The organism is Streptomyces abikoensis, from assembly GCF_014648775.1.
GTDB classification, from domain to species: Bacteria; Actinomycetota; Actinomycetes; order Streptomycetales; family Streptomycetaceae; genus Streptomyces; species Streptomyces abikoensis.
This window is the reverse complement of sequence record NZ_BMRT01000002.1, coordinates 530426-552536: the sequence shown is the minus strand read 5'-3', so window position 1 is coordinate 552536 and position 22111 is coordinate 530426. Positions and strand designations below refer to the sequence as shown.

Here is a 22111-nt window from a genome sequence, read left to right as displayed (position 1 = left end):
ATGCGGACGGACCGTCAGAGAGCTGACGTCCGCCCGCCACTGGGGGGTACGACCGAACTTTCCGGTTCCTTGCCGGGCGGGCCTGCGTCCGTGCGCGCAGTCGCGGCACGGCCTTCACCCATCGCATCGCCGACCGAAAAGCAAGGAACCGAATCCATGCGTCTGTTCACCCGTACGCTCGCCGCCGGCGCCGTCGTGGCCGCCACCGTGATGGCCGGCGCGGCCACGGCCGTGGCCGACGAGATGCCGCCGTCCAACGTCGAGGACTTCGAGTACCCGCAGGCCGACAAGATCTTCCAGGAGCGCGGCATCAAGCTGAAGAGCGGCGACGGCCACCTCATGCTGGCCACGTGCGACAGCGAGCCCGGCCTGATCGAGATCATGGCCCAGGGCATGAAGCAGACCGACAAGGTCGGCCAGGGCCGGTTCTGCTTCCGCGTCACCGGCGCGTCCGGTTACCTGAGCCTGGAGATCCCGCGCGTCGTGGGCGGCATGGGCAACAACGACTACAACGTGAACGTCAGCATGGTGACCGGCGCCGAGGAGAAGTCCTTCGAGCTGGACAAGAACCGCTGGACGCCGATCGGCAAGACCGCCGACGGCCAGGGCCGCGACTACACCCTCGTCGAGATCGTCGCGAAGAAGTAGCGGCGGCGGTGAGGACGCCCGCGCGGCTCCCCCCGCCCGCCCGTCAGGGGAGGGTCAGGACGCGCGGGCCGTCGTCCGTGATGGCGACGGTGTGCTCGAAGTGGGCGGCGCGGCTGCCGTCGGCCGTGCGCAGGGTCCAGCCGTCGGCCGCGGTGGCGTAGTCGTCGCGGCCGCCCGCGATGAGCATCGGCTCGATGGCCAGCACCAGCCCGTGCCGCAGCGGGAAGCCGCGCCCGGCCCGGCCCCGGTTGGGGACGTGCGGATCCTCGTGCATCCGGCGGCCGATGCCGTGCCCGCCGAAGTCGGCGGGCATCCCCAGCCGGGCGGCCCGGGCGACGGCGCCGATGGCGTGGGAGATGTCGCCGACGCGGTGGCCGACGGTGGCGGCGGCGATGCCCGCGTCGAGGGCGCGCCGGGTGGTCTCCATCAGCTCCGCGTCGGCCGGCCGGGGCGTGCCGACGGTGAAGCTGACCGCCGCGTCGCCGGCCCAGCCGTCCAGCATCGCGCCGCAGTCGACGCTGACGAGGTCGCCGTCGCGCAGCCGGTAGTCGTCGGGGATGCCGTGGGCGATGGCGTCGTTGACCGACGCGCAGATCACCCCCGGGAACGGCACGGGCGCGAACGAGGGCCGGTAGCCGAGGAAGGGCGAGGTGGCCCCGGCCTTCTCCAGGACGTCACGGGCCACCCCGTCCAGCTCCCGCAGGCTCACCCCCACGGCCGCGGCCTCCTCCACGGCGGCGAGCGCGTGCGCCACGACGCGGCCCGCCTCCCGCATGGCCGTGAGCGCCGCGTCCGTCTTTATCTCCACCATGTCCACTGACTCCCCACCGGTGATCAACCAATTCTTATACCGGTATTAGTATCACGCCCACTAGGATCGTGGGCATGGTGAGGACTCCTCTGACCCCTTGGGAGCGGCAGCGCGGCGAGCGGCTGGGCGAGCTGCTGCGCGAGGCCCGCGGTGAGCGCAGCATGGTGGAGGTGGCGGCCCGTGCCGGGCTGTCCTCCGAGACCCTGCGGAAGATCGAGACCGGCCGGGCGCCGACACCGGCGTTCTTCACGATCTCGGCGCTGGCGAACGCGCTGGGACTGTCCATGGACACCCTGGCCGACGCCTGTGTCGCGGACCTGGACCCGGCGGAGGAACAACTGACGGCCTAGACCGCGCCCGCCGGGCCGTGCGACGACCGGTCCGGCGGGCCTCAGCCCGCCAGCCGCTCCCGCAGCAGCCGCTTGTCCGGCTTGCCCGCCGCCGTCAGCGGGATGTCGGGCAGCAGATGCAGGGACTCGGGGGCGTAGAGGCGCCCCTTGCGGGAGATGACGAACTCCCGGACCTCCTCCAGCGAGGGCCGCCGCCCCGCCACGGGCACCACGGCGGCGTGGACGTGCTCCACCGACTCCGCGTCCCGGCTGCCGAAGACCGCGCACCGGGCGACATCGGGGTGGCTCAGCAGCAGCTCCTCCAGTTCCGTCGGGTACACATGGCCCCCGACGACCACGATCATGTCCTTGATGCGGTCCACGATGTAGAGATAGCCGTCCTCGTCGAGGTAGCCGACGTCCCCGGTGTGCACCCAGCCGTCCCGCAGCACCTCCGCCGTCAGGTCCGGCCGCTTCCAGTAGCCGGCCATCACCTGGGGCGTGCGCACCTGCACCTCGCCCCGCTCCCCGGGCGGCAGGGTCGTCCCGTCGGGGTCCCGGATGGCGATCTCCACCCCCGGCACGGCCCGGCCGACCGTCAGATGCCCGCCGCTGCCGGTCGTCGTCTGCTCGTCGGGGCCCGCTTCGGTGATGTGCTGCGCCTCGGCCTGCCCGTACAGGCCGTAGAGGACGGGCCCCAGTGCCTCGGCCGCCTGTCGCATCCTGGCCGCCGAGGCGGGGGTGCCGCCGTAGCTGATCCGGCTCAGGCTGGAGAGATCGGTGCCGGGCAGGTCCGGGTGGTCCAGCAGCCGGTAGAGCAGCGGCGGCAACAGCCAGGTGTGGGTGACGCGCTCGCGCTCGATCGTGGCCAGCACGTCCCCGGGCTCGAAGCCGTGCCGCAGGACGGCCGAACCTCCCTGACGGAGCGTCATGTCGATGAAGACGCCCGCGAGATGGGCGAGCGCGGTGCACGCCAGGAAACGGGACGGGTCGCCGGCGCCGGTGAACCGGTGGTCCAGGCTCCGCCGGTACGGGCCGTGGGTGGTCCGGATGCCCTTGGGGACCCCGGTGGTGCCGCCCGTGTGCCGGACGCACCAGTCGTCGCCCGGGCCCACCAGGCCGCCCATCGGCCGGGCGGGCCGCTGGGCGGCCGCGGCCAGGACGTCCTCGGCGAAGCCGGCCGGCCCCAGGGCGAGCATCGGGGGAACGCCGGCGATCTTCCCCAGCTCCTCGGCGGTGTCGTGCCGCCGGTCGTCCACCAGCAGGAGGGCGCACTCCACGCTCGCCATGATCTCGGCCATGGTCGGCGGGCTCATGCCCTCGTAGAGGCCGACGACGCGCGCGCCGGCGAGATTGGCGGCGTAGCGGGCGACGAGGGCCTCGGCGGTGTTGCCGGTGAGCAGGGTGACCGTCGTGCCACGGGCCACCCCGCGCTCCGCCAGCTCCCCGGCGAGCCGGAACACCTGGTCCCGGAGCTCGCCCGCGCTGATCACCCGCCCCTCGGCGGTGGTGACGGCCGGTCGTCCGGGCCCTTCGGACAGGGCGTCGAGGACGGCCTCCACATAGCCGCCGGAACCGTCGTCCCGGGTGTCGTCTCGCTGGCTCATCGCTGGTCTCCCTCGTCGGAACCGGTGGACGGACCCGACGCTAGTGGTGGCCCCTCATACCTTCCACGACCTGTTCCGCCATGAACTCATGACCCCGGAGGCATGATCCGTGCCCGACATGGCCAGCCGGCGGAAGTCCTGGGCGGCGGGGGACAGATAGGCGTCCTCGCGCCATACGAGGCTCAGCGTCCGGTGGCAGTCCGTGGCGTCCAGCCGCAGCCAGACCACCGGGCTGCGCCCGCCGAGGGTGTCCCGCGCGACGGCCGGCATGAGGCCGAGGCCCAGTCCGGCGCCGATCAGCTCGGGCGTGGCGGCGGCCTCGTCGCCCTCGCAGACCACCTTCGGTGTGAGCCCCTCGCGGGCGAAGAGCCGCTCCAGCAGGGCGCGCTGCCAGTGGCCGGGGCGCGTGCTGACGAACTCCTCGTCCGCCAGCTCCGTCACCGCCACGCGCTCCCGGCCGGCCAGCGGGTGCCCGGGCGGCACGGCCAGCATCACCTCCTCCCGCACCAGCTCCACCGCGCACAGCCCGGGGCCGGCCAGCGGCTGGGAGGCGACCGCGAAGTCCACCTCGCCGGAGCGCAGATGGCGCCGCATCGACTCCGGGGGCGCCTGGAACAGGCGCACCCCCACCCCGGGGCGGTGGGCGCGGAGGGCGGCCAGCACCCCGCCCAGCTGGACCAGGGTCTCGGCGGCGACGGCGACCCGGCCCGGGCCGTCACCGGCGGCATCCGCCATCTCGCGCCGGGCGTCGTCGAGCTCGGCCAGCATCCGCTCGACGCGGCGCAGGAAGGCCGCGCCGTGCTCGTTGAGCCGTATGCGGCGGCCGTGGCGGTCGAAGAGCGGAACACCCAGTTCTGCTTCCAGCCGGATGATGGTCCGGCTCAGTGACGGCTGGGCGACCCGGAGTTCCTCGGCGGCGCGGCTGATGTGCTGGTGGCGGGCCACGGCCCGGAAATAGCGCAGCGACAGAAGATCCATGACGGCAGTCTCGCCGAATCGGCCATTCGGCCGACCCGCGTCCGGCGGCGGCCCTCCTAGCCTGGGCCGCATGTACCGGAACCAAGCACTCGCCGGCCGCACCGCCGCCGCGCTGCGGCTTCTGGACCGGCACCCGGAGGACGGTGTCACGGCGCTGCTGCGGAGCCTGGAGGCGGAAGGGCTGGTCCGGCGGGAGCCGGACGGCGCCTTCCGGCCGGCCGGCCCGCTCGGCGGGCCCGCCGCCGACTGCAACGACCTGCGTGCCGCCGCCATGAACTGGGCGGACAAGCTGGCCGCGCACAGTGGCATGAGCGTCCGCCTGGCGGTGGCGCACCCGGACGGGGCGCGGATCGTCCACCACGTCTTCCGCCCCGACAACAGTCCGCAGCGCCTGGAGACGGGCGAGACACGCCCCGCGACCGGCGCCCTGGCCCGCGCCCTGGCCGCCCCGCACGACGGGCGCTTCGTCTACGCCATGGACACGGACACGGACACGGACGGGCACGGGACGGCCTCCCTGGCCACCACGATCCCCTGCCCCGGCCCGGAACCCACGTCCTGCGCCCTCGGTCTCACCGGCCCGCGCCCCGCCCTGGACCCGACCCTCCCGGCCTCCGGCCACTGCCGCGACCTCCTGCGGGAAGCCGCCGACCGCATCGCGACCACGCTGGCGGCCGGCCGCCACTGAGCGCGGCGGGGGAATTCCGAGAGCGACCCGTCAGCGGCGTCGGAGGGCGTTGAGCCGGGCGGCCTGGCGCGTCAGGTGGTCGCGCTCGGCGAGGTCGGGCGCCTTGTGGGCCGCCTCGGCGTACAGCCGGGCCGCCGTCGCCAGGTCGCCGTCGCGCTCGTGGAGGTATGCCGCCACCGCGGTGTAGCGGGGCAGGGAGGGGTCCAGCGCGGCGAGCGCCGCCAGGCCGGCGCGCGGTCCGTCGGCCTCCCCGACGGCGACCGCGCGGTTGAGCCGGACGACCGGGCTGTCGGTCAGGCGCGCGAGCTCGTCGTACCACTCGACGATCTGCGGCCAGTCCGTCTCCTCGGCCGTGGGCGCGTCGGCGTGGAGTGCCGCGATGGCGGCCTGGGCCTGGAACTCGCCCAGCCGGTCGCGGGCGAGGGCCGCCTGGAGGATCCCGATGCCCTCGGCGATCGCCGCGGTGTCCCACCGGCCGCGGTCCTGCTCGGCGAGCGGCACCAGGCTGCCGTCGGACGCGGTCCGGGCGGCGCGCCGGGCGTGGTGGAGCAGCATGAGGGCGAGCAGCCCCGCCGCCTCGGGGTGGTCGACGGCGGCCGCGAGCTGCCGGGTGAGCCGGATGGCCTCGGCGGCGAGGTCGACGTCGCCGGAGTAGCCCTCGTTGAAGACCAGGTAGAGGACGCGCAGCACGGTGGCGACATCGCCGGGCCGGTCGAACCGCACGCCGGAGACGGTGCGCTTGGCCCGGCTGATCCGCTGCGCCATGGTCGCCTCGGGCACCAGGTAGGCGCGGGCGATCTGGCGGGTGGTCAGCCCGCCGACGGCACGCAGGGTGAGCGCGACCGCCGAGGCCGGGGTCAGCGACGGGTGCGCGCACAGGAAGTAGAGCTGGAGCGTGTCGTCCACCGCGGGCGCCGGCCCGGGCGACGGCTCCTCCTCGACGCGGTCCTCACGCCGGCGGCGGGCGGTGTCGGCGCGCGTCGCGTCGAGGAACCTGCGCCAGGCCACGGTGACCAGCCAGCCCTTGGGGTCCCGCGGCGGGTCGGCGGGCCAGACGCGCAGCGCCTCGACCAGCGCGTCCTGCACGGCGTCCTCGGCCGCCGCGAAGTCGGCTCCGCGGCGGACGAGGACGGTGAGCACGCTCGGCGTGAGGCCGCGCAGCAGGGCCTCGTCCATGGGTGAGGTCACTCGGTGATGGTGGGCGGGCAGGCCAGGAACGGGCGCACCTCCAGCCACTCGTGGATCGGCTTGCCGCCCGCCCCGGGGGCGGCCGACAGCTCCCCGGCCAGCTGGACGGCGCGTTCGTAGCTGTCGACGTCGATCACCATCCACCCGGCGATGAGGTCCTTGGTCTCGGCGAACGGCCCGTCGGTGACCGGCGGGCGCCCCTCGCCGTCGTAGCGGACCCACGCCCCCTCGGGGGCGAGCGCCTGACCGTCGACGAACTCGCCGGTCTTCTCCAGCCGGGCCGCGAAGTCGTTCATGTACCGCATGTGGTCCGAGATCTCCTCGGGCGTCCACTGGTCCATCGGCACGTTGTTCACCGGATCCGGGGCGCCGCGGTAGTGCTTCAGCAGCAGGTACTTCGCCATGGTGGTTCTCCTCGGTGCGGGTGCGACCCATTGTGGTCGCGTTCACCCCGGGGACGGAGCCGGACGCGGGTTCTCGACATCGCCGTGCGGAATTTTTTCGCTGTGCCCTCGCCGTAGCGGCGTACGCCCGGCCGTATGCCGGCGCCAGGTGTCCAGGATGGCCTGGACGGCGCTGGAGACCTGGCTCTGCCGGCCGTCACCGGCCCACAGGTGCGCGTCATGCTCGGTGAGCCTGACGGTCTGCCCGGTGACCGCGGCGGTGAAGTTGAACTGCCGGGTGCGGCGGCCGGAGCCGGAGCGGTAGTCGAAGTGCCCCAGGTAGTCTTCGACCGCTGTCACGATCAGGCCGGTCTCCTCGGTGACCTCGCGCCGCAGGGCCTCGGTCAGGCTCTCGCCGGGCTCGACACCTCCCGAGGGCAGTTCCCACAGGCCGCCCAGGTAGTCGTCGGCAGGCCGGTGCAGCAGCAGCACCCTGTCGTCCGGGTCGGTGATGACAGCGCCGACGACGGTCTTCTCGATGCTGTCCTGTGCGGCGGTACGGGCGAGGTCGTCCAGAAGGCCAGGGTTGACGGTGGAGAAGGTCACGTGAGGTCCTTCGCGTGAGTGGCGACTTTGGTGATGGCGGCGGTGTAGGCGTCGGCGAGGCGAACGTCGCCCTCGTGATGCCACACCGGCAGCTTCAGCGTCGTGGCATGCACGTGCTCCGCCGCCGGGAAGCCGTCGGCGGGCAGGCCGTGGCCGTCAGCGTAGCCAGGCAGCAGGGCGCCCGGGGTACGGAAGAGCGGATGGGCGTGCAACGGGCAGGTGGAGCCGGGGCGGTCGGCCTCGGTGGCGCCTTCGGCGTGGAGGGCGTCGAGGAACCTCTCGATCGGCAGGCCGTCGAGTTCGGCCGGCTCGTAGCGCAGTGGCAGCGCGTACCACGACGGCCGCGTCACCGCCGGCAGGTCGGGAACGCTGATGCCGGGGACGCCGTCCAGCGCGGCGCACATCCGGCGCGCGACCGCCTGACGCCCGGCGAGGTGGTCCTCCAGACGAGTGAGCTGGGCGCGGGCGAGCGCGGCGGCCAAGGGGTGGATACGCAGCTTCAGGCCCATGCCGGTGACGGCGAAGCGCGCGAGTGGGTGGTCGGCGGGGATCTCGCGGCGGCAGCGCTTGTTGTACTGGCCGTGCAGCAGTACCCGGTAGTACAGCTCGGTGTCGTCGGTGGCGACGAAGCCGCCCTCGCCGGCGGACAACGGCTTGGGCCCGTTGAGGCTGAACGCCGAAGCGGTACCGAAGGTGCCCACCATCTGGCGATTCCAGATGGCGCCGTGGGCGTGTGAGCCGTCTTCCAGCAGCATTAGCTCGTGCTCATCGGCGAACGAGGTCAACGCGTCCATGTCCTCCGGCAGCCCCCACAGGTGCACAGCCACCACCGCCTTCGTCCGGTCGGTGATACGGCGTGCTGCCTCCTCCGGATCGAGTCGGCCGCGCTCGTCCACGTCGGCGAGAACGGGATGGGCGCCGAGGTGGAACAAGGGGGTGGCGGTGGCGTGGAAGGTGAGCGCCGGGATGATGACCTCGTCGCCGGGGCCGATGCCGACGGCCGCGTACAACGAGTGCAGCGCCGCTGTCCCCGTGCAGGTGGTCACCACGTGCCGGACGCCGAGGTAGGAGGCGAGGGCGTCCTCCAGGTCGGCGACGACGCCGGAGCGATCCGGGATCGAGACGGCCGTCTCCAACTGGCGGGCCACCGCCCGGCGGTCGGCCTCGGTGATCGGCGGCCAGGCGAAGTGCGGGCCCGAGGCTGTGATGGCCGGGGCGCCGCCGAGCAGGGCCAGAGTGGAGTCGTTCATGGCAGGTACTCCTTGGGGTCGGCGGGCTGGTTGGTGGCCGTGGAGGCGTAGGCGGCGGCCAGGAACGCGGCATGCGGCAGGTGCTCGGCCGGGCCCGACGGGTTGGTGGCGGTGCCGTCGAGCACTCGGCAGAAGCGGTCGATCACGGTGGCGGGAGGGCAGGGCCAGGCGGGCTCCCGCAGCAGCGACTCCACGACTTGACCACCGGGGGCGAGGAGGCGCGCGGTGCCGCGCTCGATGGCGAGGGTGCCGTGGGGGCCGGTGATGGCCAGGTGCTCGGTCTTCGGACCGGTCGAGCGGGAGACCAACAGCGACCCGTACAGCCCACGGTCGTACGCGACGTGCACCAGGGCGGTGTCCTCCGCGTCGTACTCGCTCTCCGGCGCCGCGGCGGTCGAGATGCCGGCGAGGACGCGGTCGGGCAGACCGAGGTACCACAGGAGCAGGTCGACGAGGTGGTAGCCCATGTCCGCCAGAGCCCCGCCCCCGGCGAGCTCGGCGCGACCACGCCAACCGGCGGCCGGGTCCGGGCAGTGGAACGTGTACCGGCCCTCGACCAGGTACGGGTCGCCGATCCGCTCCAGCAGGGCGAGCGCGCCCGCGTAGACGGGGTGGAAGCGGCGCTGGACGGTGACCATCAGCTCGATCTCTGCCTTCTCGCACAGCATGGCCAGGTCTGCGGCCTCGTGCGGGTCGGTGGCGAACGGCTTCTCCTTCAGCACGTGCACCCCCGCCCCGGCGCACGCCTTGACGACCTCCCGGCCGGAGTGGTGCGGGACCGCGATGATGACGAAGTCCGGCCGCACCGACTTCAGCAGTTGCTCGATGTCGGTGAAGCCTGGCACGTGGTGCCTGTCGGCCACGAGGGCGATCCGATCGGGGTCGACGTCGCAGACGCCGACGAGCTCGGCGAGGCGGCACTCGGCCAGGCCGGGAAGATGGTCTCCGGTGGCCTGGCCACCGAGCCCCACCACAACCGCCCTCTTGCGTACGGTCATCGCTCATGTCCCCCTTCGGACGCGCGGCGGTGGCCCGCCGTCCGGGCCGCCCGCCCTTCGAGGACACCGCGACCGGCAACGCGGCGTCAGGGGCGTAGCCGTGAGCCGCAAAGCCGTTTGCATCCGGTGCAAAGCCCCTGTCCCCGGACGGCCGGTACCGCTACGGTTGCCGCGGCGCACTCCCGGCGAACGGGGGACGGATATGCACGCGGTCCCAGCACGGCCAGCACCGGCGACGGACGGAAATTCCGGGAAGCTGGTCCGGCTGACGCGTAAAAAACACGGGCTGACCTTGGCCCAGCTCGGCGAACTGACCGGGTACTCCGCCGCCCAGGTATCCCGCTACGAACGGGGCATTTCACCGCTGACGGACATCACCGTGCTGCGGCGTTTCGCCGGAGCGCTCGGTATCCCGGCGCAGGCCCTGGGGCTGACCGACCCACCCGAGATCCGGCACGGGCGCGCGGTCGTGCGGACTACCGCCTACCCGCGCCTGCCAGCCCCTAGGCTGGCGGGGACGGCTCGTCGAGGAGACGGGGAGGATCCGGTGCGGCGCAGGCAGTTGCTCGCCCATCTCGCGGTCACCGCTGCCGCGGCCGTCGGCGCCCCGATCCCGCCCACCGGCAAGACACCCGCCGCTGGAGCCGTTACTGGAGAGGCCCTGGTCGCGCGCGTCCGCGACGCCATGCTGGGTCTCCATACCGACACCGCCGTGCCATCGGTCACGGTCCTGCGCACCGACCTGGCCCGTGCCTTCACCGACTTCCGCGCCTGCGCCTACAGCAGTCTTGCGATCCGCCTGCCCCGGCTCCTGAGCGCCGCGCACGCCCGGGCGGCAGAGGACGACGGACTGCTGGCACACAGCTACCTGCTGGCCACACGCATGCTGATCAAGCTGGACGAACAGCAGCTCGGCTGGATGGCCGCGGACCGTGCCCGCCAGGCCGCCGAAGCCGCCGACGATGCCCTGCTGGCCGCCGAGGCCGCGCGGCAGCTCGCCGTACTCGCCCGCAAGGCCGACTGGCACGAGCAGGCCCTTTCCCTTGCGCTCACCGCCGCCGACGATCCCCGTCTGCGTGGCGGCGCTCCGGTCCTCGCGGCGCAGCGGGGCCTGCTGATCCAGTCCGCCGCTTACACCGCCGCCCGTGCCGGTGACGCCGCGGGCATGCGGGAGTTGACCGGCGAAGCCGCCGCCATCGCCGAGGAGCTGGGCAAGGCGACGTTGCTGCGGGACCACGGCGGCGGATTCGGCCCCACCACCGTTCAGCTGCACTTGGTGTCCGCGGAGAACTCCGCCGGCGACCCGGCGGCCGCGCTCGCCGCGGCCAAGGCGGTGGCGCCCGGGAGCCTGCCCAGCACCGAGCGCCGCGCCCGCTACTACACCGACGTCGCCACCGCCTTCGCCCGCTGGAACCGCCGGGACGACTGCATCCGTGCACTCCTGGCCGCCGAGCATCACGCCCCCGAGGAGACCCACGCTCGCCCGGCGGTGAAGTCGTTGGTCTCCGGGCTACTGCTCTCCGGGCGGACGACCACGGAACTACGCGGGCTCGCCGCCCGCGTCGGCGTCCTCGTCTGATGGCCACCACCTCGCGGGGAGAACGCCGCCGACGACTGCTACCGGGGCGTTTCGGCCGCCAGGGCGTCGAGGTGGGCGGCGACCCGCCGGAGCAGATCCATCAGCATCTCGTGCTCGCTGGCCTCGTCGGCCGAGAGGCACTCCCGCCTTGTCGGCGACTCCCAGTGCCTCGTTCGGCGGTGGCGGGTCTGACAGCGCCGGTCCGCGAGAGGCGACGGTACCCGCCCTACCGGACCAGCCGTGAGGCCAGCCTCGCCCCCGGGCTGCTCTCCCCGAGCGCCGTCACCAGCGCGTCCCCGGCGGCCGTCAGGGACGGGTCGTCGAGGGGGCCGAGGGCGTCGAGGATGAAGACCGCTCGGGTGGTGGTGAGGGTCAGCCGGGTGCGGGCGCACTGGCGCCAGTTCCAGCGGCGGCAGGTGACCCCGGCGTCGTCGCGCCAGACCACCTCGCCGGGCGGGCAGTGCTCGGTCACGCTCTCGCCGCCGCCCGTCGTCTCGAACGGCTCGTCGCCCGTGGCGCGGACCAGCCGGGCCGGGCCCCGGTAGTGGTCGAGGTCCTCGCCGCCCAGCGGCAGGACGTGGGCGACCGAGATCGCGTTGTAGATGTCGGTCAGCCGGTCCACCCGGGGCAGCCCGGCGGGCACGCGGCGCAGCAGCGCCTCCGCGCTGGGGCGGGTGCGCTGCGGCTTGGCGCCGAAGGCGCGGAACGCCTCGCGCCAGGCGGCCAGGTGCGGGTGGTCCTCCGGGGCGGTGTGCGCGAGCCACTCGCGGGCGGTCTCCTCCGCCCCGGCGAGCAGCTTCTCGCTGGCGTCGTCGCTCGGGCCGGGCACGAGGCCCTCGGCGACGACGACCAGGGCCCGGTAGTCGGGCCGCAGCTCCCGTACGGCGGGGTCGACGGCCACGGCCTCGAGCCAGGTCCCGATGTCGGCGGTGTCGACGGTGCCGGTGCCGGTGGTCATGCCTGCTCCTCGGGTCGGTACGGTTCCTCGGACCCTTCAGGGCAACATCATGAACCAAAGGGTGCTTTTTACTGTACCCCGCCCGCCGGTGGCAGCGCCCCGCACAGGGCCTCCAGCGCGCCCGTGAAGGCGTGCTCGGGCGGAGTGCCGTACCCCACGACCAGGCCGTCACCCGGCACCCCGGCCGCCTCCCCGTACCGGTAGGTCCCGAGCCCCTCCACGGCCAGCCCCCGCCGGGCGGCGGCCCCGACGACGGCCCGCTCCGTGCCCGGCGGGAGCTCCAGCACCGCGTGCAGCCCGGCCGCGATCCCGGTGACCCGGACGTGCGGGGCGGATTCGGCGAGGGCCGCGACGAGCCGGTCGCGGCGCCGCCGGTAGTGGCGCCGCATCCGGCGGACGTGGCGGTCGTAGGCGCCCGAGGCGATGAACTCGGCGAGGGTCAGCTGCTCCAGCGCGCTCGTCCAGGACTCCCGCTCGCCCTTCGCCCCCAGTACCGCGTCCACGAGGTGCCCCGGCAGCACCATCCACCCCACCCGCAGCGCGGGGGAGAGGCTCTTGCTGGCCGTGCCGAGGTAGACGACCCGCTCCGGGTCGAGGCTCTGGACCGCACCCACGGGCCGGCGGTCGTAGCGGAACTCGCCGTCGTAGTCGTCCTCCAGTACCAGCCCGCCCGATCTCCGCGCCCAGTCGACGAGCGCGACCCGTCGCCCGGGATGCAGGGGGCCGCCGGTCGGGAACTGGTGGGCGGGGGTGAGCAGGGCCGCGCTCACGCCGGTGGCGGGCAGCACGTCGACCCGCGCCCCGTGTTCGTCGATGGGCAGGGTGACCGTCCGCAGCCCGGCCTCGGTGAGGAGGCCGCGGTGGAAGCCGAGCCCGTACGACTCCACGGCGACCGTCCCCTCCAGCACCCGGCCCAGCAGCCGCAGGGCGTTGGCGAAGCCGCCGCAGACGACCACGCGTTCGGGGTCGGCCCGTACGCCGCGCGCCCGTGCGAGGTAGTCGGCCAGGGCGTGGCGCAGCTCGGGGCGGCCCCGGGGGTCGCCGGGCCCGAAGGCCTCGCTGGGCGCGGCCGTCAGGGCGCGGCGGGTGGCGGCGACCCAGGCGGTGCGGGGGAAGCAGGACGCGTCGGGGGTGCCCTGCACCAGATCGTGGACGGGGCCGCGGGGCGGGGTGGGGTCGGTGGGGCGGTGGAGGCGCTCGGCGCGGGGCGGTTCCGCCCGGTGGGCGACCCGGGTGCCGGAGCCCTGCCGGGCGGTGAGCCAGCCCTCGGCGACGAGTTCGGCGTACGCGTCGGCGACGGTGTTGCGGGCCAGGCCCAGGTCGGCGGCGAGGGAGCGGTAGGGCGGGAGCCGGGTGCCGGGCGTCAGCCGGCCCGTGCGGACGGCGTCGCGCAGGGCCCGGATCAGCGCGCCGCGCCGCCCGCCGGGGCCGTCCGGCAGCTCCAGGTGGAGATCGCCGCCGGGGCCGCCCAGGGTCGTCCCACGGGTGGGATCAGCGGCGGGACCAGCGGAATTGACCATCGCGTTCACTCGTGAATTGCACCACGGGTGATCATCCGCGAGATCCCCGGCATGGGCCGACGGCCGGCGGTGGCATCGCGCGAGGGGTTCAGACCCTGCGGAAGCGGTCGCGGTACGCGGCCGGGGACACCCCCGTCTCGCGGACGAACGCGCGGCGCATCGTCTCGACCGTGCCGAAGCCGCACTGCCCGGCGATGGCGTCGACGCTGTCCGGCGTGCTCTCCAGCAGGGCCCGCGCCGCCGCGACCCGGGCCCGTTCCACGTACGCGCCGGGGCTGGTCCCCACCTGCTGGCTGAACAGCCTGCTGAAGTGGCGCCGGCTCATGCCCAGCCGCGCGGCGAGCGTGGGCACCGACCGGTCGCCCGCCGGGTGGGCGTCGATGTCCTCGACCAGCTCGCGCAGGGCGCCCCCGCGCGGCGGGTCGCCACGCGTCCAGGTGCTGAACTGGGACTGGCCGCCGGGGCGCTGTATGAAGACCACCAGGAACTTGGCGACGGCACGGGCCGCCTCCGGGCCGAGGTCGTCCTCCAGCAGCGCCAGGGTGAGGTCGATCCCCGCCGTCACCCCCGCCGAGGTCACGACCGCGCCGTCACGGACGAAGATGGCGTCCGGCTCGACCGACACGGCCGGGTAGCCGGCGGCCAGTTCGGAGCAGAACGCCCAGTGGGTGGTGGCCCGCCGCCCGTCCAGCAGACCGGCCTCGGCCAGGACGAACGCGCCCGTGCACACCGAGCCCGTCCGCCGCGCCCCGGTGGCGAGCCGCCGTACGTGCCGGACCAGTTCGCGGTCCGACGCGGCGGCGGCGTAGCCCCGGCCGCCGGCCACCATCAGGGTGTCCGGCGGTTTGCGGATCCGGGTCAGGTCCGCCGAGACGCCCAACTGCGCCTCGGCGGAGGTGAACACGGACCGGCCGCCCAGCGAGGCCAGGCGCACCCGGTAGCCGCCGTCCCCCTCGCCGCCGGCCCGGTCGAGGACGTCCAAGGGCCCCGCGACGTCCAGCAATTGCACTCCGTCGTACACGACGATCAGGACGTCGCGCGTCACCACCTTGCCGCTCACGGGCCCATCATCGAGCGCCGCCCCGGGGGCGCACGGCCGAACGGGTCAACGATCACCTTTATGGAGCAATGGCCTTTTTTCGGGTCATAAGGCGCACTGTGCCATGGGCGGTGGCCCCGGGCCGGTCACGGCCGTCCCAGCGGTTGCGGCGCCCCGCCCGGCCCCTAGGGTGGAAGACAGCCATGAAGCGAGACCCCGGCCCCGAGGTGCCCGGGGCGGCCCCGCCCCTGCCCCGCGGTGTGCGCCCGCTCGTCGTGGCGGCCTATGTGCTGCTCGCCGCCGCCGTCGCGCTGGACCTCGCCACCAACCCCTCGCTGACCTTCTCCCCGGTGCTGGCCACCGCCCCCGCGCTCGCCAGCCTCGGCACCCGCAGCGCCCGCGTCCCCCTGGCGACCGGGCTGATCGCGCTGCTGCTCGTCGCCCCGCTGGCCCTCGCCGACCCCGGCGTCGCCCTGCCCGTCCACCTCACGGCCGGGGCCACCGTCCTGGCCATCACCTGCGTCTCCACCGCCAACGTCGTCCTCGTCTCGACCCGCGAGCGCCAGCTGCTGCAGTCCCGCTCGATCGCCGAGGCCGCCCAGCGCGCCCTGCTGCGCCCCGCGCCGGAGCGGATCGGCGGCCTGCGGATCGCGGTGCGCTACGCCTCGGCGGCGGCCGAGGCGCGGGTGGGCGGCGATCTGTACGAGGTGCTGGGCACCCCGTACGGGACGCGGCTGCTGCTCGGCGACGTACGGGGCAAGGGGCTGGCCGCCGTGGAGACCGCCGCCGACGTCCTCGGCACCTTCCGGGAGGCCGCCCAGGTCGAGCCGGGGCTCGACGGGGTCGCCCGGCGGCTGGACGCCACCGTCGTCCGGCGCGGGGCCGGGGAGGAGTTCGTGACGGCCGTGCTCGTGGGGGTGCCGGTGGGGGACGGCGCGGCGGAGCTGGTCGACTGCGGGCACCTGCCGCCGCTGCTGTGGCGCGCGGGCGAGGTGACCGAGATCCAGTCGCCCACGCCCGACCCGCCGCTGGCGCTCCGGCAGCTGGACCCGGGCCCGTACCACCTCCTGCGCACCCCCTTCGCGCCGGGCGACACGCTCGTGCTCTACACGGACGGGGTGACGGAGGCCCGCGACGCGACCGGCACGTTCTACCCGCTGGGCGAGCGGCTGGCGGCGCTGCCGGACCTGACGCCGGGACAGCTGGCGGACCGGATCATGGCCGATCTGCGGGACTACACGGGGGGTGCGCTGGCGGACGACGCCGCGCTGCTGATCGTCCGTAGGGAAAAACGATAATAGAAAGGCAACCTTGCAAGGTGACCTTCTGGGAAGTTAGCCTTCCTATATGTCGCCTTCCCCGTCCGGGCCACCCGGATCCATAGGCTTCGGCCCCCGCTTCGTGGTGCCGATCGTCATCGGGTCGATGCTCAACCCGGTCAACTCGACCATGATCTCCACAGCCCTCGTTCCCATCGGCCGCGCGCTGGGCACGGGCGCGGCCGGCACCGCCTGGCTGGTCTCCGGCCTCTACGCGGCCAGCGCCGTCGCCCAGCCCGCGATGGGCAAGGTCGCCGACCGGTTCGGTCCCCGCCGCGTCTACGCGGCCGGGCTGGTCCTGGTGGCCCTGGCCGGGCTCGCCGCGCTCCGGGCGGGCTCGCTGGGGCAGCTGGTCGCGGTGCGGGTGGCCCTGGGGGTGGGGACCTCGGCCGCCTACCCCGCCGCGATGGCCATGATCCGCGCCCAGTCCGCCCGCCTGCGGCGGGAACCGCCGGGCGGCGTCCTCGGCGCCCTCACCATCGCCGGCCTCGCCAGCGCGGCGGTCGGCCCGGCCCTCGGCGGGCTGCTGACCGGACTCGCCGGATGGCGCGCCATCTTCGTCGTCAACGTCCCGCTCGCTGTGGTGGGCCTCCTGCTCACCCTCGCCTGGCTGCCCCGGGACGCCCCGCGCCCGGCCGGCGGACGGGAGTCCGCCTGGACGGCCCTCGACCCGCTGGGCGCCACCCTGTTCGCCGGGGTCACCCTGCCCGCCGTGCTCTTCCTGATGCGCCTCGACCACCCCCGGTGGTCCCTGCTCGTCCTGGGCGGCGCCCTCGCCACGGCGCTCGTCGCCTGGGAGCTCCGCGCCCGCCGCCCCTTCCTCGACCTGCGGATGCTGGCGGCCAACCGCCCCCTGGTGCGCACCTACGCCCGCTACGCCACGGCCTTCCTCGTCCTCTACTGCGTCCTCTACGGCTATGCGCAATGGCTGGAGGAGTCGGCGGGCCGCTCGACGACGACCGCGGGGCTGCTGATGCTGCCGATGTCGGTGGTGGCGGCCGTGGCCTCCTGGCTGGGCTCGCGCCGCAAGCGGGTGCGCGGCCCGCTGCTGCTGGGCACCGGCGCGATGGTGGTGGCCACCGGGGTCCTGCTGTGCGCCGGGCCGGACAGCCCCGTGGTGCTCCTCGTCGTCCTCGGCGCCCTCTTCGGGCTGCCCAACGGGCTGAACGCCGTGGGCAATCAGACCGCCCTGTACGCCCAGGCCCCCGCCGAGCAGACGGGCACCGCCGCCGGCCTCTTCCGCACCGCGCAGTACACGGGCGCCATCGCCGCCTCCAGCCTGATCGGCCTGTTCTACGGGGACCGCGCCACCACGTCCGGGCTCCACGCCCTCGCCCTCGTCCTGGGCGCGCTGAGCGTGCTCCTGCTGGTGGCGACCCTGGCGGACCGCGACCTGCCGCGCGGCCCGGGCGACGCGGGGTGAGGTCCGCCCGGACCGGTTCGTCCCGGCCCCGGACCGCCGGCCGTTCGAAAGGTACCCTTGCTTGATGAAGGACCGAGAGCAGCCCACCGCCGCCCCCGCCCCGTCCGCCGAACTGACCGAGGCGGCCGCCCGGCTCCGCGTGCTCACCGGGCAGTTGATGCGGCGTCTGCGCGCGGCCTCCGAGGGCACGGACGTGACGCTTTCGCAGGCCGCCGCCCTCAGCAGGCTCGACCGCGAGGGGCCCGCCACCACCGTGGCTCTGGCCCGCGCCGAGCGCGTGCGCCCGCAGTCGATGGGCGCGACCCTCGCCGCTCTGGAGGAGGCCGGCCTCGTCGAGCGCTCCCCGCACCCCAGCGACCGCCGCCAGGCCATCATGTCCCTCACCGACCAGGGCCGCCTCCGGCTGGCCGAGGTCCGCCGGGAGCGCGAGGGCTGGATCGCCCGGGCCCTGGCGGAGCGCCTGGACGAGCGCGAACAGGCCGTGGTCGTCGAGGCGCTCGGCCTCCTCGCGCGCCTGGCCGAGGACGACTGAACCGCGCGCGGGACGGGCGCGGCGCACCCGGGCCGGCACCGGCGGCGGGCCGGTGCCTTTTCGCCCGACCAGCGCCTTGTCGGCCGGCGGGCGCCGGACGGCGGCGTGACCGCCCGGCGCGCGAGGCGACCCGTGCCGGACCGGGCCGGACCGTGCGGGCTATTCGGTCGTCACCTGCGTGCTCGCCGCCACGGGCGCGCTGCCGGAGACCGCGCACTCCACCGTCACACCGAAGACGTGCACCTTCGCCGTGCCGGGGCTGAAGGTCGTGGTGCCCGCGCTGTCGAGCTTGACGGAGGCCGTGCCGCCGGTGAGGGTCACGCCCGAACCGCTCGGCACCGGGTCGGGGTTGGTGAAGCCGGTGGCCGTCACGGTGCCGGACGCGGCGCCGCCGAGGGTCAGGTCGAGTTCCCCGGTGACGGCCCGCGCGGGGACGCTGATCGGCACCTTCAGCTGGGTGCTGGCCTCGACGGTGAGGTCCGCCGTGCCGCCCTGCGGGACGCTCGCCGGAGCGGTCACGGTGACCTGCAGCGACTGGACGTCGCTGGGGGCGCCCGGTCCGGTGCAGGTGTAGCTGACGGACACCGTGTCCGCGGCGGCGGACGGCGCGCCCAGTCCGAGGCCCGCGCTCGCCAGGGCGGCCACGAAGGCCGCGGCGGCCGCTGCGCGCCCGCGGTGCCGGTTGCCGATGGTGGATGTGTTCATCGCCGTACTCCCTTCCGGCCGGGAGCGGCACTCGCGGCCACCGCCGGCTGCGAAGAGCGGGGTTGATGTGAACACGACATCAGTCGCACGGGAAGGTGCAGAAGTCAACGGACTCCCGGGCCGGGCCGGGTGGCGCCGACGGTAATCGGCCATGTCGGTGGGGTCCCCTAGGCTTACGCACATGGAGACAGAGGGAGGGGCGGTACGGATCGACGCCTGGATCTGGTCCGTACGGCTCGCCAAGACACGCTCGGCCGCCGCCGCGGCCTGCCGCGCCGGGCACGTCCGGCTCAACGACGAGCGGGCCAAGCCCGCCCAGACCGTCCGGCCCGGGGACGAGGTGCGGGTGCGCCAGGAGGGCCGGGAACGGGTCGTGGTCGTCAAGCGCCTGATCCGCAAGCGCGTCGGCGCGCCCGTCGCGGTCGAGTGCTACGAGGACAACAGCCCGCCGCCCCCGCCGCGCGAGGCCGTCGCCCCCGCCGGTGTCCGCGACCGGGGCGCGGGCCGGCCGACCAAGCGCGACCGGCGCGAAATGGAGCAGCTGCGCGGCCACTGACGGAAAACGTGGGATTTCCGTTCCCCGTGGGGAACCATCAGCTGTGGACGGCCCTCTCTGAGGCCGGACGCGTACACACGTACGTCGAGCACGGGATACACACCCACATCGCGGGGGGCGGTACATGACATTCAAGGTCGCGCAGCGGCGGTCGTCGGCGGCACGGAAGGCCACGGTCAGAACGGCGGCCGCGCTGGCCGCCGGCCTGGCGCTCGTCATGGGCGCGGCGGCGCCGGGCCAGGCCGCCGCCACGCCGGCCGGGGGCGCCGCCCCGGCCAAGGCCGGCTGCGACACCCCGGACCGGGCCGGTGCCGCGAGCGCCGCGCCCGCGTGGGCCGCCGCGCACCAGCCGGCGCCCGTGCCGGCCCTCACCGGGACGGCCGCGCAGAGCCTCGCGTACGGCATGCCTGGCCAGTTGCCCATCGGGCTGTGGTCGGAATCCGGTGTCACCCTGCGCACGCCCGTCACCAAGGGCACGGTCCGGCTGGACGTCGCCAGCAAGGGTTTCAGCACCGACTCCCTGACGGTGCAGCGCTACGAGCCGCGCGACCGCCGCTGGGTCGACCTGGACACCAAGCCGAGCTCGGAATCCTTCCCCACCCGAGGCGTCCTCACCTTCCCGGTGACCGCGCCGGACGCGAGCGCCGAGCACCCGGTGGGCATCGCCCTGCGGCTCCAGGACCTCGACCGGCCCGGCACCCTCACGGTCGCCGCCTCCCTCGACGACGGCCGGGGCCACACCTACCGCGCCCCCGCCCGTACCGCCGAGGCCACCCGGCCGCAGGTCACCGTGACCGGATGGGACCGGGGCGCCACCCTGCGGCGCGGCGGGACGGGGCGCGTCGTCACGGTCACCGTGAAGAACACCACCGACCGGGCCTACCCGGCCCTGAACGGCTCGTACTTCGCCTACGGCGCGGGCGGCTCGCACGTCCTGACGCCCAAGGACCTGACGCTGTCCCAGTACCGCTCGGACCGCGGCTGGGTGGGCGTCCCGCTGGTCGCGGGCGGCTGCGACCCCGGCATGAGCGCCGCCCTGCTGCCCACCACCGGCAAGCGCGTCCTCGCCCCCGGCGAGACGGCCGTCTACCGGCTGAAGGTCGCCGTCGCCCGGACGGCCCCGCGCGACGTGACCCGTGCGGACGCGGGATTCTCCGTCGGCAACGGCGACGCGTCCTTCCACTCCCAGCAGTTGCCCTTCACGATCCCTCAGGGACGCTGACCCGGGCCCTGGCCCGCACCCGGGCCGGGGAAGACCACGGCCGCCCAGTCCGGCGGGGGAGGCGGCGGCTCCGCCGCCTCCGGCGCCGGCCTGGCCCGTCCCGTGCGCCGCAGCGCCGTCACGAACCGCAGACAGCTGTCGAAACGGTCGTCCGGTGCCTTGGCCAGCGCCGTCGCCAGGACGTCGTCGACATCCGGGGGCAGCCCCGGCAGCAGCTCCGAGAGCCGTGGGGGCGGCTCGTACTGATGGGCCCACAGCAGCGCCATGTCGTCCTCGCGCCGGAACGGCGGCGCCCCCGTCAGCATCTCGAAGACGACGCAGGCCAGGCTGTAGACGTCGCACCGCCCGTCCACCGGCTTGCCGGAGATCTGCTCCGGCGCGACGTAGTCCAGCGTGCCGACGAACTGGCCCACCCTCGTGTAGCCGGTCAGCGACAGGGACTTCTTCGTGAGCCCGAAGTCGGTGAGGTAGACGTGCTCGGGGTGCTCGGCGTCGGTGCCCTCGGCGACCAGGATGTTGCCGGGCTTGACGTCCCGGTGGACCAGGTCGTGGGCGTGCGCGGCGTCCAGGGCGGAGGCGACCTGCCCGGCGATCCGGGCGGTGACGGACAGCGACAGCGGTCCCTCGCGGTCGAGGAGGGCCCGGAGGTCCTGGCCGGGCACGTAGCGCATGGCGATGTAGAGGACGCCCTCCACCTCACCGGCCTCGAACACCGGCACGATGTGGGGGTGGTCGATGGCGGCGGCCACCCTCGACTCATGACTGAAGCGGCGGCGGAAGGTGTCGTTGCGGGCCAGCTCGGGGGCGAGGAGCTTGAGGGCGACGGTGCGGTCGAGCCGGAGGTCGGTGGCGCGGTAGACGACGGCCATGCCGCCGCGGCCGATCTCGCTCTCGACGCGATAGCTCGCGATCTGATGCCCAAGCAGCCCCCCGGGCCCGGCCCCGAGCGACACATCGGGCCGCGCGGCCCGCGCCTCCCCCTCGCCGGCCATCACCGGTCCCCGCCGTCAGACGGCCGGGAGCGCCCGCCCCCGCCGCCGGGGCCGGAAGGAGCGGGGCCCCCGCCGTCGAGCCGGGTGGCTCCGGAGTCTCCGCCGTCGGCGGCGGGCCCCGCGCCCCCGCCGTTCAGCCGCGTCGCCCCGGGCCCGGTGGGGCCTGAGCCGGCGGCGGGGCCGCCGGTGTCGAGGCGGGTCGAGCCCGCGCTCGCGTCGCTCGCCCACGCCGGGCCACCGCTCGCGTTCCGGTCCGGGGACGGTTCGCCGCCCGCGACGGTCGTCATCGTCGCGCCGTCGCTGTAGCACCAGCGGTCGTGCGCCACGTCGTACAGCCAGATCTCCTCGCCCGCCACGACCACCCCGATCCGCAGGCCCCGCGTCGTGAGCCGGAACGTCTCGCCGTCCGTCCGGCCCGCCGTCAGGTCCTCCACCGCCCTGCGGTAGCGCCCCAGCGTCTCCTCCACCCCGGCCAGCAGCTCGCGCGCGTCCGCCGTGCGGACGAGCGCCCCGCCCGTACCGGGCGGCCGCTGCGGCAAGGTGACCAGCAGCCGGGCGTCCACCCACGCCGACCATCCGTTGGAGCACAGCACCTGACCCCAGTCGCCGCGCCGGTCCAGCAGCCGCACCGGCAGCAGCGGGTCCAGCGGCTCGCTGGGGACGGCCGCGTCGGGCGTCGCCCACGTCGACAGGCCCTCGTTGGGCACGACGTGGGTCGGCTGGAAACCGGGGACGTCCGGCGCCGCGCCGGACGGCAGGGGGACCGTACTCATGGCGGCG

At 74.8% G+C, this 22111-nt stretch carries 23 protein-coding genes; 9 read left to right on the top strand and 14 right to left on the bottom strand.

Going from position 1 to position 22111, the window contains the following annotated elements; all coding sequences use genetic code 11:
- Nucleotides 1–156 precede the first annotated feature (156 nt).
- Entirely contained in the window at nucleotides 157–648 is a 492-nt protein-coding gene (locus IE096_RS08965; RefSeq protein WP_229820061.1) for a hypothetical protein, read from the top strand.
- A 43-nt stretch (nucleotides 649–691) separates the two neighbouring features.
- Here the strand turns inward: IE096_RS08965 and map are convergent, their stop codons facing one another.
- On the bottom strand, nucleotides 692–1459 hold the full coding sequence (map, locus tag IE096_RS08960) for a type I methionyl aminopeptidase (protein ID WP_189450397.1): 768 nt from the start codon (nucleotides 1457–1459) through the stop codon (nucleotides 692–694).
- Between the two features lie 74 nt (nucleotides 1460–1533).
- Between map and IE096_RS08955 the strand changes: the two genes are divergently transcribed.
- Nucleotides 1534–1809 (top strand): helix-turn-helix domain-containing protein, encoded by a 276-nt coding sequence (locus IE096_RS08955; protein WP_189450395.1) that lies wholly within the window; start codon nucleotides 1534–1536, stop codon nucleotides 1807–1809.
- A 41-nt stretch (nucleotides 1810–1850) separates the two neighbouring features.
- On the opposite strand, the gene IE096_RS08950 is transcribed toward IE096_RS08955, so the two are convergent.
- Nucleotides 1851–3395: an AMP-binding protein gene (locus IE096_RS08950; RefSeq protein WP_189450393.1), complete on the bottom strand. Its 1545-nt coding sequence runs from the start codon at nucleotides 3393–3395 to the stop codon at nucleotides 1851–1853.
- Between the two features lie 54 nt (nucleotides 3396–3449).
- Nucleotides 3450–4373 carry a LysR family transcriptional regulator gene (locus IE096_RS08945; protein WP_189450391.1) on the bottom strand — a complete coding sequence of 308 codons (924 nt, stop codon included), beginning with the start codon at nucleotides 4371–4373 and terminating at the stop codon, nucleotides 3450–3452.
- Between the two features lie 70 nt (nucleotides 4374–4443).
- Between IE096_RS08945 and IE096_RS08940 the strand changes: the two genes are divergently transcribed.
- Nucleotides 4444–5061, top strand: a complete 618-nt coding sequence (locus IE096_RS08940) for an IclR family transcriptional regulator (protein ID WP_189450389.1) — start codon at nucleotides 4444–4446, stop codon at nucleotides 5059–5061.
- A gap of 30 nt (nucleotides 5062–5091) precedes the next feature.
- Here IE096_RS08940 and IE096_RS08935 read toward each other — a convergent pair whose 3' ends face one another.
- From IE096_RS08935 to IE096_RS08915, 5 genes are read right to left on the bottom strand one after another with little or no spacing between them, the layout of a single operon-like run.
- Nucleotides 5092–6237 (bottom strand): RNA polymerase sigma factor, encoded by a 1146-nt coding sequence (locus tag IE096_RS08935; RefSeq protein WP_189450934.1) that lies wholly within the window; start codon nucleotides 6235–6237, stop codon nucleotides 5092–5094.
- A gap of 8 nt (nucleotides 6238–6245) precedes the next feature.
- Nucleotides 6246–6653 carry a YciI family protein gene (locus IE096_RS08930; RefSeq protein ID WP_189450387.1) on the bottom strand — a complete coding sequence of 136 codons (408 nt, stop codon included), beginning with the start codon at nucleotides 6651–6653 and terminating at the stop codon, nucleotides 6246–6248.
- A 42-nt stretch (nucleotides 6654–6695) separates the two neighbouring features.
- The gene (locus tag IE096_RS08925; protein ID WP_308430327.1) at nucleotides 6696–7238 is read right to left on the bottom strand and encodes an NUDIX hydrolase; all 543 of its coding nucleotides are present in this window, start codon (nucleotides 7236–7238) and stop codon (nucleotides 6696–6698) included.
- Nucleotides 7235–8488 (bottom strand): DegT/DnrJ/EryC1/StrS family aminotransferase, encoded by a 1254-nt coding sequence (locus tag IE096_RS08920; protein WP_189450385.1) that lies wholly within the window; start codon nucleotides 8486–8488, stop codon nucleotides 7235–7237. Before IE096_RS08920 ends, IE096_RS08925 begins: the two co-directional genes overlap by 4 nt.
- Nucleotides 8485–9486: a Gfo/Idh/MocA family protein gene (locus IE096_RS08915; RefSeq protein WP_189450383.1), complete on the bottom strand. Its 1002-nt coding sequence runs from the start codon at nucleotides 9484–9486 to the stop codon at nucleotides 8485–8487. Before IE096_RS08915 ends, IE096_RS08920 begins: the two co-directional genes overlap by 4 nt.
- A 202-nt stretch (nucleotides 9487–9688) precedes the next feature.
- Between IE096_RS08915 and IE096_RS08910 the strand changes: the two genes are divergently transcribed.
- Nucleotides 9689–11065, top strand: a complete 1377-nt coding sequence (locus IE096_RS08910; protein ID WP_189450381.1) for a helix-turn-helix domain-containing protein — start codon at nucleotides 9689–9691, stop codon at nucleotides 11063–11065.
- A gap of 226 nt (nucleotides 11066–11291) precedes the next feature.
- Here the strand turns inward: IE096_RS08910 and IE096_RS08905 are convergent, their stop codons facing one another.
- The 3 genes from IE096_RS08905 to IE096_RS08895 form a co-directional block, all read right to left on the bottom strand.
- Entirely contained in the window at nucleotides 11292–12023 is a 732-nt protein-coding gene (locus tag IE096_RS08905) for a B3/B4 domain-containing protein (protein ID WP_189450379.1), read from the bottom strand.
- A gap of 68 nt (nucleotides 12024–12091) precedes the next feature.
- Nucleotides 12092–13543, bottom strand: coding sequence for a MocR-like pyridoxine biosynthesis transcription factor PdxR (pdxR, locus tag IE096_RS08900; RefSeq protein WP_189450929.1), 1452 nt, complete (start codon nucleotides 13541–13543; stop codon nucleotides 12092–12094).
- Between the two features lie 88 nt (nucleotides 13544–13631).
- A complete protein-coding gene (locus IE096_RS08895; RefSeq protein ID WP_189450928.1) occupies nucleotides 13632–14591 on the bottom strand; it encodes a GlxA family transcriptional regulator in 960 nt (319 codons plus the stop codon).
- A gap of 194 nt (nucleotides 14592–14785) precedes the next feature.
- Between IE096_RS08895 and IE096_RS08890 the strand changes: the two genes are divergently transcribed.
- The 3 genes from IE096_RS08890 (at nucleotide 14786) to IE096_RS08880 (ending at nucleotide 17856) form a co-directional block, all read left to right on the top strand.
- Nucleotides 14786–15880: a PP2C family protein-serine/threonine phosphatase gene (locus IE096_RS08890; RefSeq protein ID WP_189450377.1), complete on the top strand. Its 1095-nt coding sequence runs from the start codon at nucleotides 14786–14788 to the stop codon at nucleotides 15878–15880.
- 49 nt (nucleotides 15881–15929) lie between these two features.
- Nucleotides 15930–17324: an MFS transporter gene (locus IE096_RS08885; protein WP_189450375.1), complete on the top strand. Its 1395-nt coding sequence runs from the start codon at nucleotides 15930–15932 to the stop codon at nucleotides 17322–17324.
- Between the two features lie 64 nt (nucleotides 17325–17388).
- Nucleotides 17389–17856: a MarR family winged helix-turn-helix transcriptional regulator gene (locus tag IE096_RS08880; protein WP_189450373.1), complete on the top strand. Its 468-nt coding sequence runs from the start codon at nucleotides 17389–17391 to the stop codon at nucleotides 17854–17856.
- A gap of 159 nt (nucleotides 17857–18015) precedes the next feature.
- On the opposite strand, the gene IE096_RS08875 is transcribed toward IE096_RS08880, so the two are convergent.
- Nucleotides 18016–18561, bottom strand: a complete 546-nt coding sequence (locus IE096_RS08875; RefSeq protein ID WP_189450371.1) for a hypothetical protein — start codon at nucleotides 18559–18561, stop codon at nucleotides 18016–18018.
- A gap of 181 nt (nucleotides 18562–18742) precedes the next feature.
- On the opposite strand from IE096_RS08875, the gene IE096_RS08870 reads away from it, so the two are divergent.
- Together IE096_RS08870 and IE096_RS08865 are read left to right on the top strand one after the other, a co-directional pair.
- On the top strand, nucleotides 18743–19117 hold the full coding sequence (locus IE096_RS08870) for an RNA-binding S4 domain-containing protein (protein ID WP_229820058.1): 375 nt from the start codon (nucleotides 18743–18745) through the stop codon (nucleotides 19115–19117).
- 124 nt (nucleotides 19118–19241) lie between these two features.
- Nucleotides 19242–20339 (top strand): hypothetical protein, encoded by a 1098-nt coding sequence (locus IE096_RS08865; RefSeq protein ID WP_189450367.1) that lies wholly within the window; start codon nucleotides 19242–19244, stop codon nucleotides 20337–20339.
- Here IE096_RS08865 and IE096_RS08860 read toward each other — a convergent pair.
- Both IE096_RS08860 and IE096_RS08855 read right to left on the bottom strand, forming a co-directional pair.
- Nucleotides 20327–21331, bottom strand: a complete 1005-nt coding sequence (locus IE096_RS08860; RefSeq protein WP_189450365.1) for a serine/threonine-protein kinase — start codon at nucleotides 21329–21331, stop codon at nucleotides 20327–20329. The two genes, IE096_RS08865 and IE096_RS08860, sit on opposite strands and share 13 nt — an antisense overlap.
- Complete coding sequence (locus tag IE096_RS08855; protein WP_189450363.1) at nucleotides 21331–22104, bottom strand: SH3 domain-containing protein; 774 nt, start codon at nucleotides 22102–22104, stop codon at nucleotides 21331–21333. Before IE096_RS08855 ends, IE096_RS08860 begins: the two co-directional genes overlap by 1 nt.
- Nucleotides 22105–22111: the final 7 nt, after the last annotated feature.

Excerpts from the sequence above, each read along its gene's own strand:
- IE096_RS08965 (WP_229820061.1), top strand. The coding sequence starts at position 157 with ATGCGTCTGTTCACCCGTACGCTCGCCGCCGGCGCCGTCGTGGCCGCC.
- IE096_RS08855 (WP_189450363.1), bottom strand. The coding sequence starts at position 22,104 with ATGAGTACGGTCCCCCTGCCGTCCGGCGCGGCGCCGGACGTCCCCGGT.
- IE096_RS08915 (WP_189450383.1), bottom strand. The coding sequence starts at position 9,486 with ATGACCGTACGCAAGAGGGCGGTTGTGGTGGGGCTCGGTGGCCAGGCC.
- IE096_RS08890 (WP_189450377.1), top strand. The coding sequence starts at position 14,786 with ATGAAGCGAGACCCCGGCCCCGAGGTGCCCGGGGCGGCCCCGCCCCTG.
- IE096_RS08875 (WP_189450371.1), bottom strand. The coding sequence starts at position 18,561 with ATGAACACATCCACCATCGGCAACCGGCACCGCGGGCGCGCAGCGGCC.
- IE096_RS08865 (WP_189450367.1), top strand. The coding sequence starts at position 19,242 with ATGACATTCAAGGTCGCGCAGCGGCGGTCGTCGGCGGCACGGAAGGCC.
- IE096_RS08940 (WP_189450389.1), top strand. The coding sequence starts at position 4,444 with ATGTACCGGAACCAAGCACTCGCCGGCCGCACCGCCGCCGCGCTGCGG.
- IE096_RS08930 (WP_189450387.1), bottom strand. The coding sequence starts at position 6,653 with ATGGCGAAGTACCTGCTGCTGAAGCACTACCGCGGCGCCCCGGATCCG.
- IE096_RS08950 (WP_189450393.1), bottom strand. The coding sequence starts at position 3,395 with ATGAGCCAGCGAGACGACACCCGGGACGACGGTTCCGGCGGCTATGTG.
- pdxR (WP_189450929.1), bottom strand. The coding sequence starts at position 13,543 with ATGGTCAATTCCGCTGGTCCCGCCGCTGATCCCACCCGTGGGACGACC.
- IE096_RS08920 (WP_189450385.1), bottom strand. The coding sequence starts at position 8,488 with ATGAACGACTCCACTCTGGCCCTGCTCGGCGGCGCCCCGGCCATCACA.
- IE096_RS08905 (WP_189450379.1), bottom strand. The coding sequence starts at position 12,023 with ATGACCACCGGCACCGGCACCGTCGACACCGCCGACATCGGGACCTGG.
- IE096_RS08945 (WP_189450391.1), bottom strand. The coding sequence starts at position 4,373 with ATGGATCTTCTGTCGCTGCGCTATTTCCGGGCCGTGGCCCGCCACCAG.
- map (WP_189450397.1), bottom strand. The coding sequence starts at position 1,459 with ATGGTGGAGATAAAGACGGACGCGGCGCTCACGGCCATGCGGGAGGCG.
- IE096_RS08935 (WP_189450934.1), bottom strand. The coding sequence starts at position 6,237 with ATGGACGAGGCCCTGCTGCGCGGCCTCACGCCGAGCGTGCTCACCGTC.
- IE096_RS08885 (WP_189450375.1), top strand. The coding sequence starts at position 15,930 with ATGTCGCCTTCCCCGTCCGGGCCACCCGGATCCATAGGCTTCGGCCCC.
- IE096_RS08910 (WP_189450381.1), top strand. The coding sequence starts at position 9,689 with ATGCACGCGGTCCCAGCACGGCCAGCACCGGCGACGGACGGAAATTCC.
- IE096_RS08955 (WP_189450395.1), top strand. The coding sequence starts at position 1,534 with ATGGTGAGGACTCCTCTGACCCCTTGGGAGCGGCAGCGCGGCGAGCGG.
- IE096_RS08870 (WP_229820058.1), top strand. The coding sequence starts at position 18,743 with ATGGAGACAGAGGGAGGGGCGGTACGGATCGACGCCTGGATCTGGTCC.
- IE096_RS08860 (WP_189450365.1), bottom strand. The coding sequence starts at position 21,331 with ATGGCCGGCGAGGGGGAGGCGCGGGCCGCGCGGCCCGATGTGTCGCTC.
- IE096_RS08880 (WP_189450373.1), top strand. The coding sequence starts at position 17,389 with ATGAAGGACCGAGAGCAGCCCACCGCCGCCCCCGCCCCGTCCGCCGAA.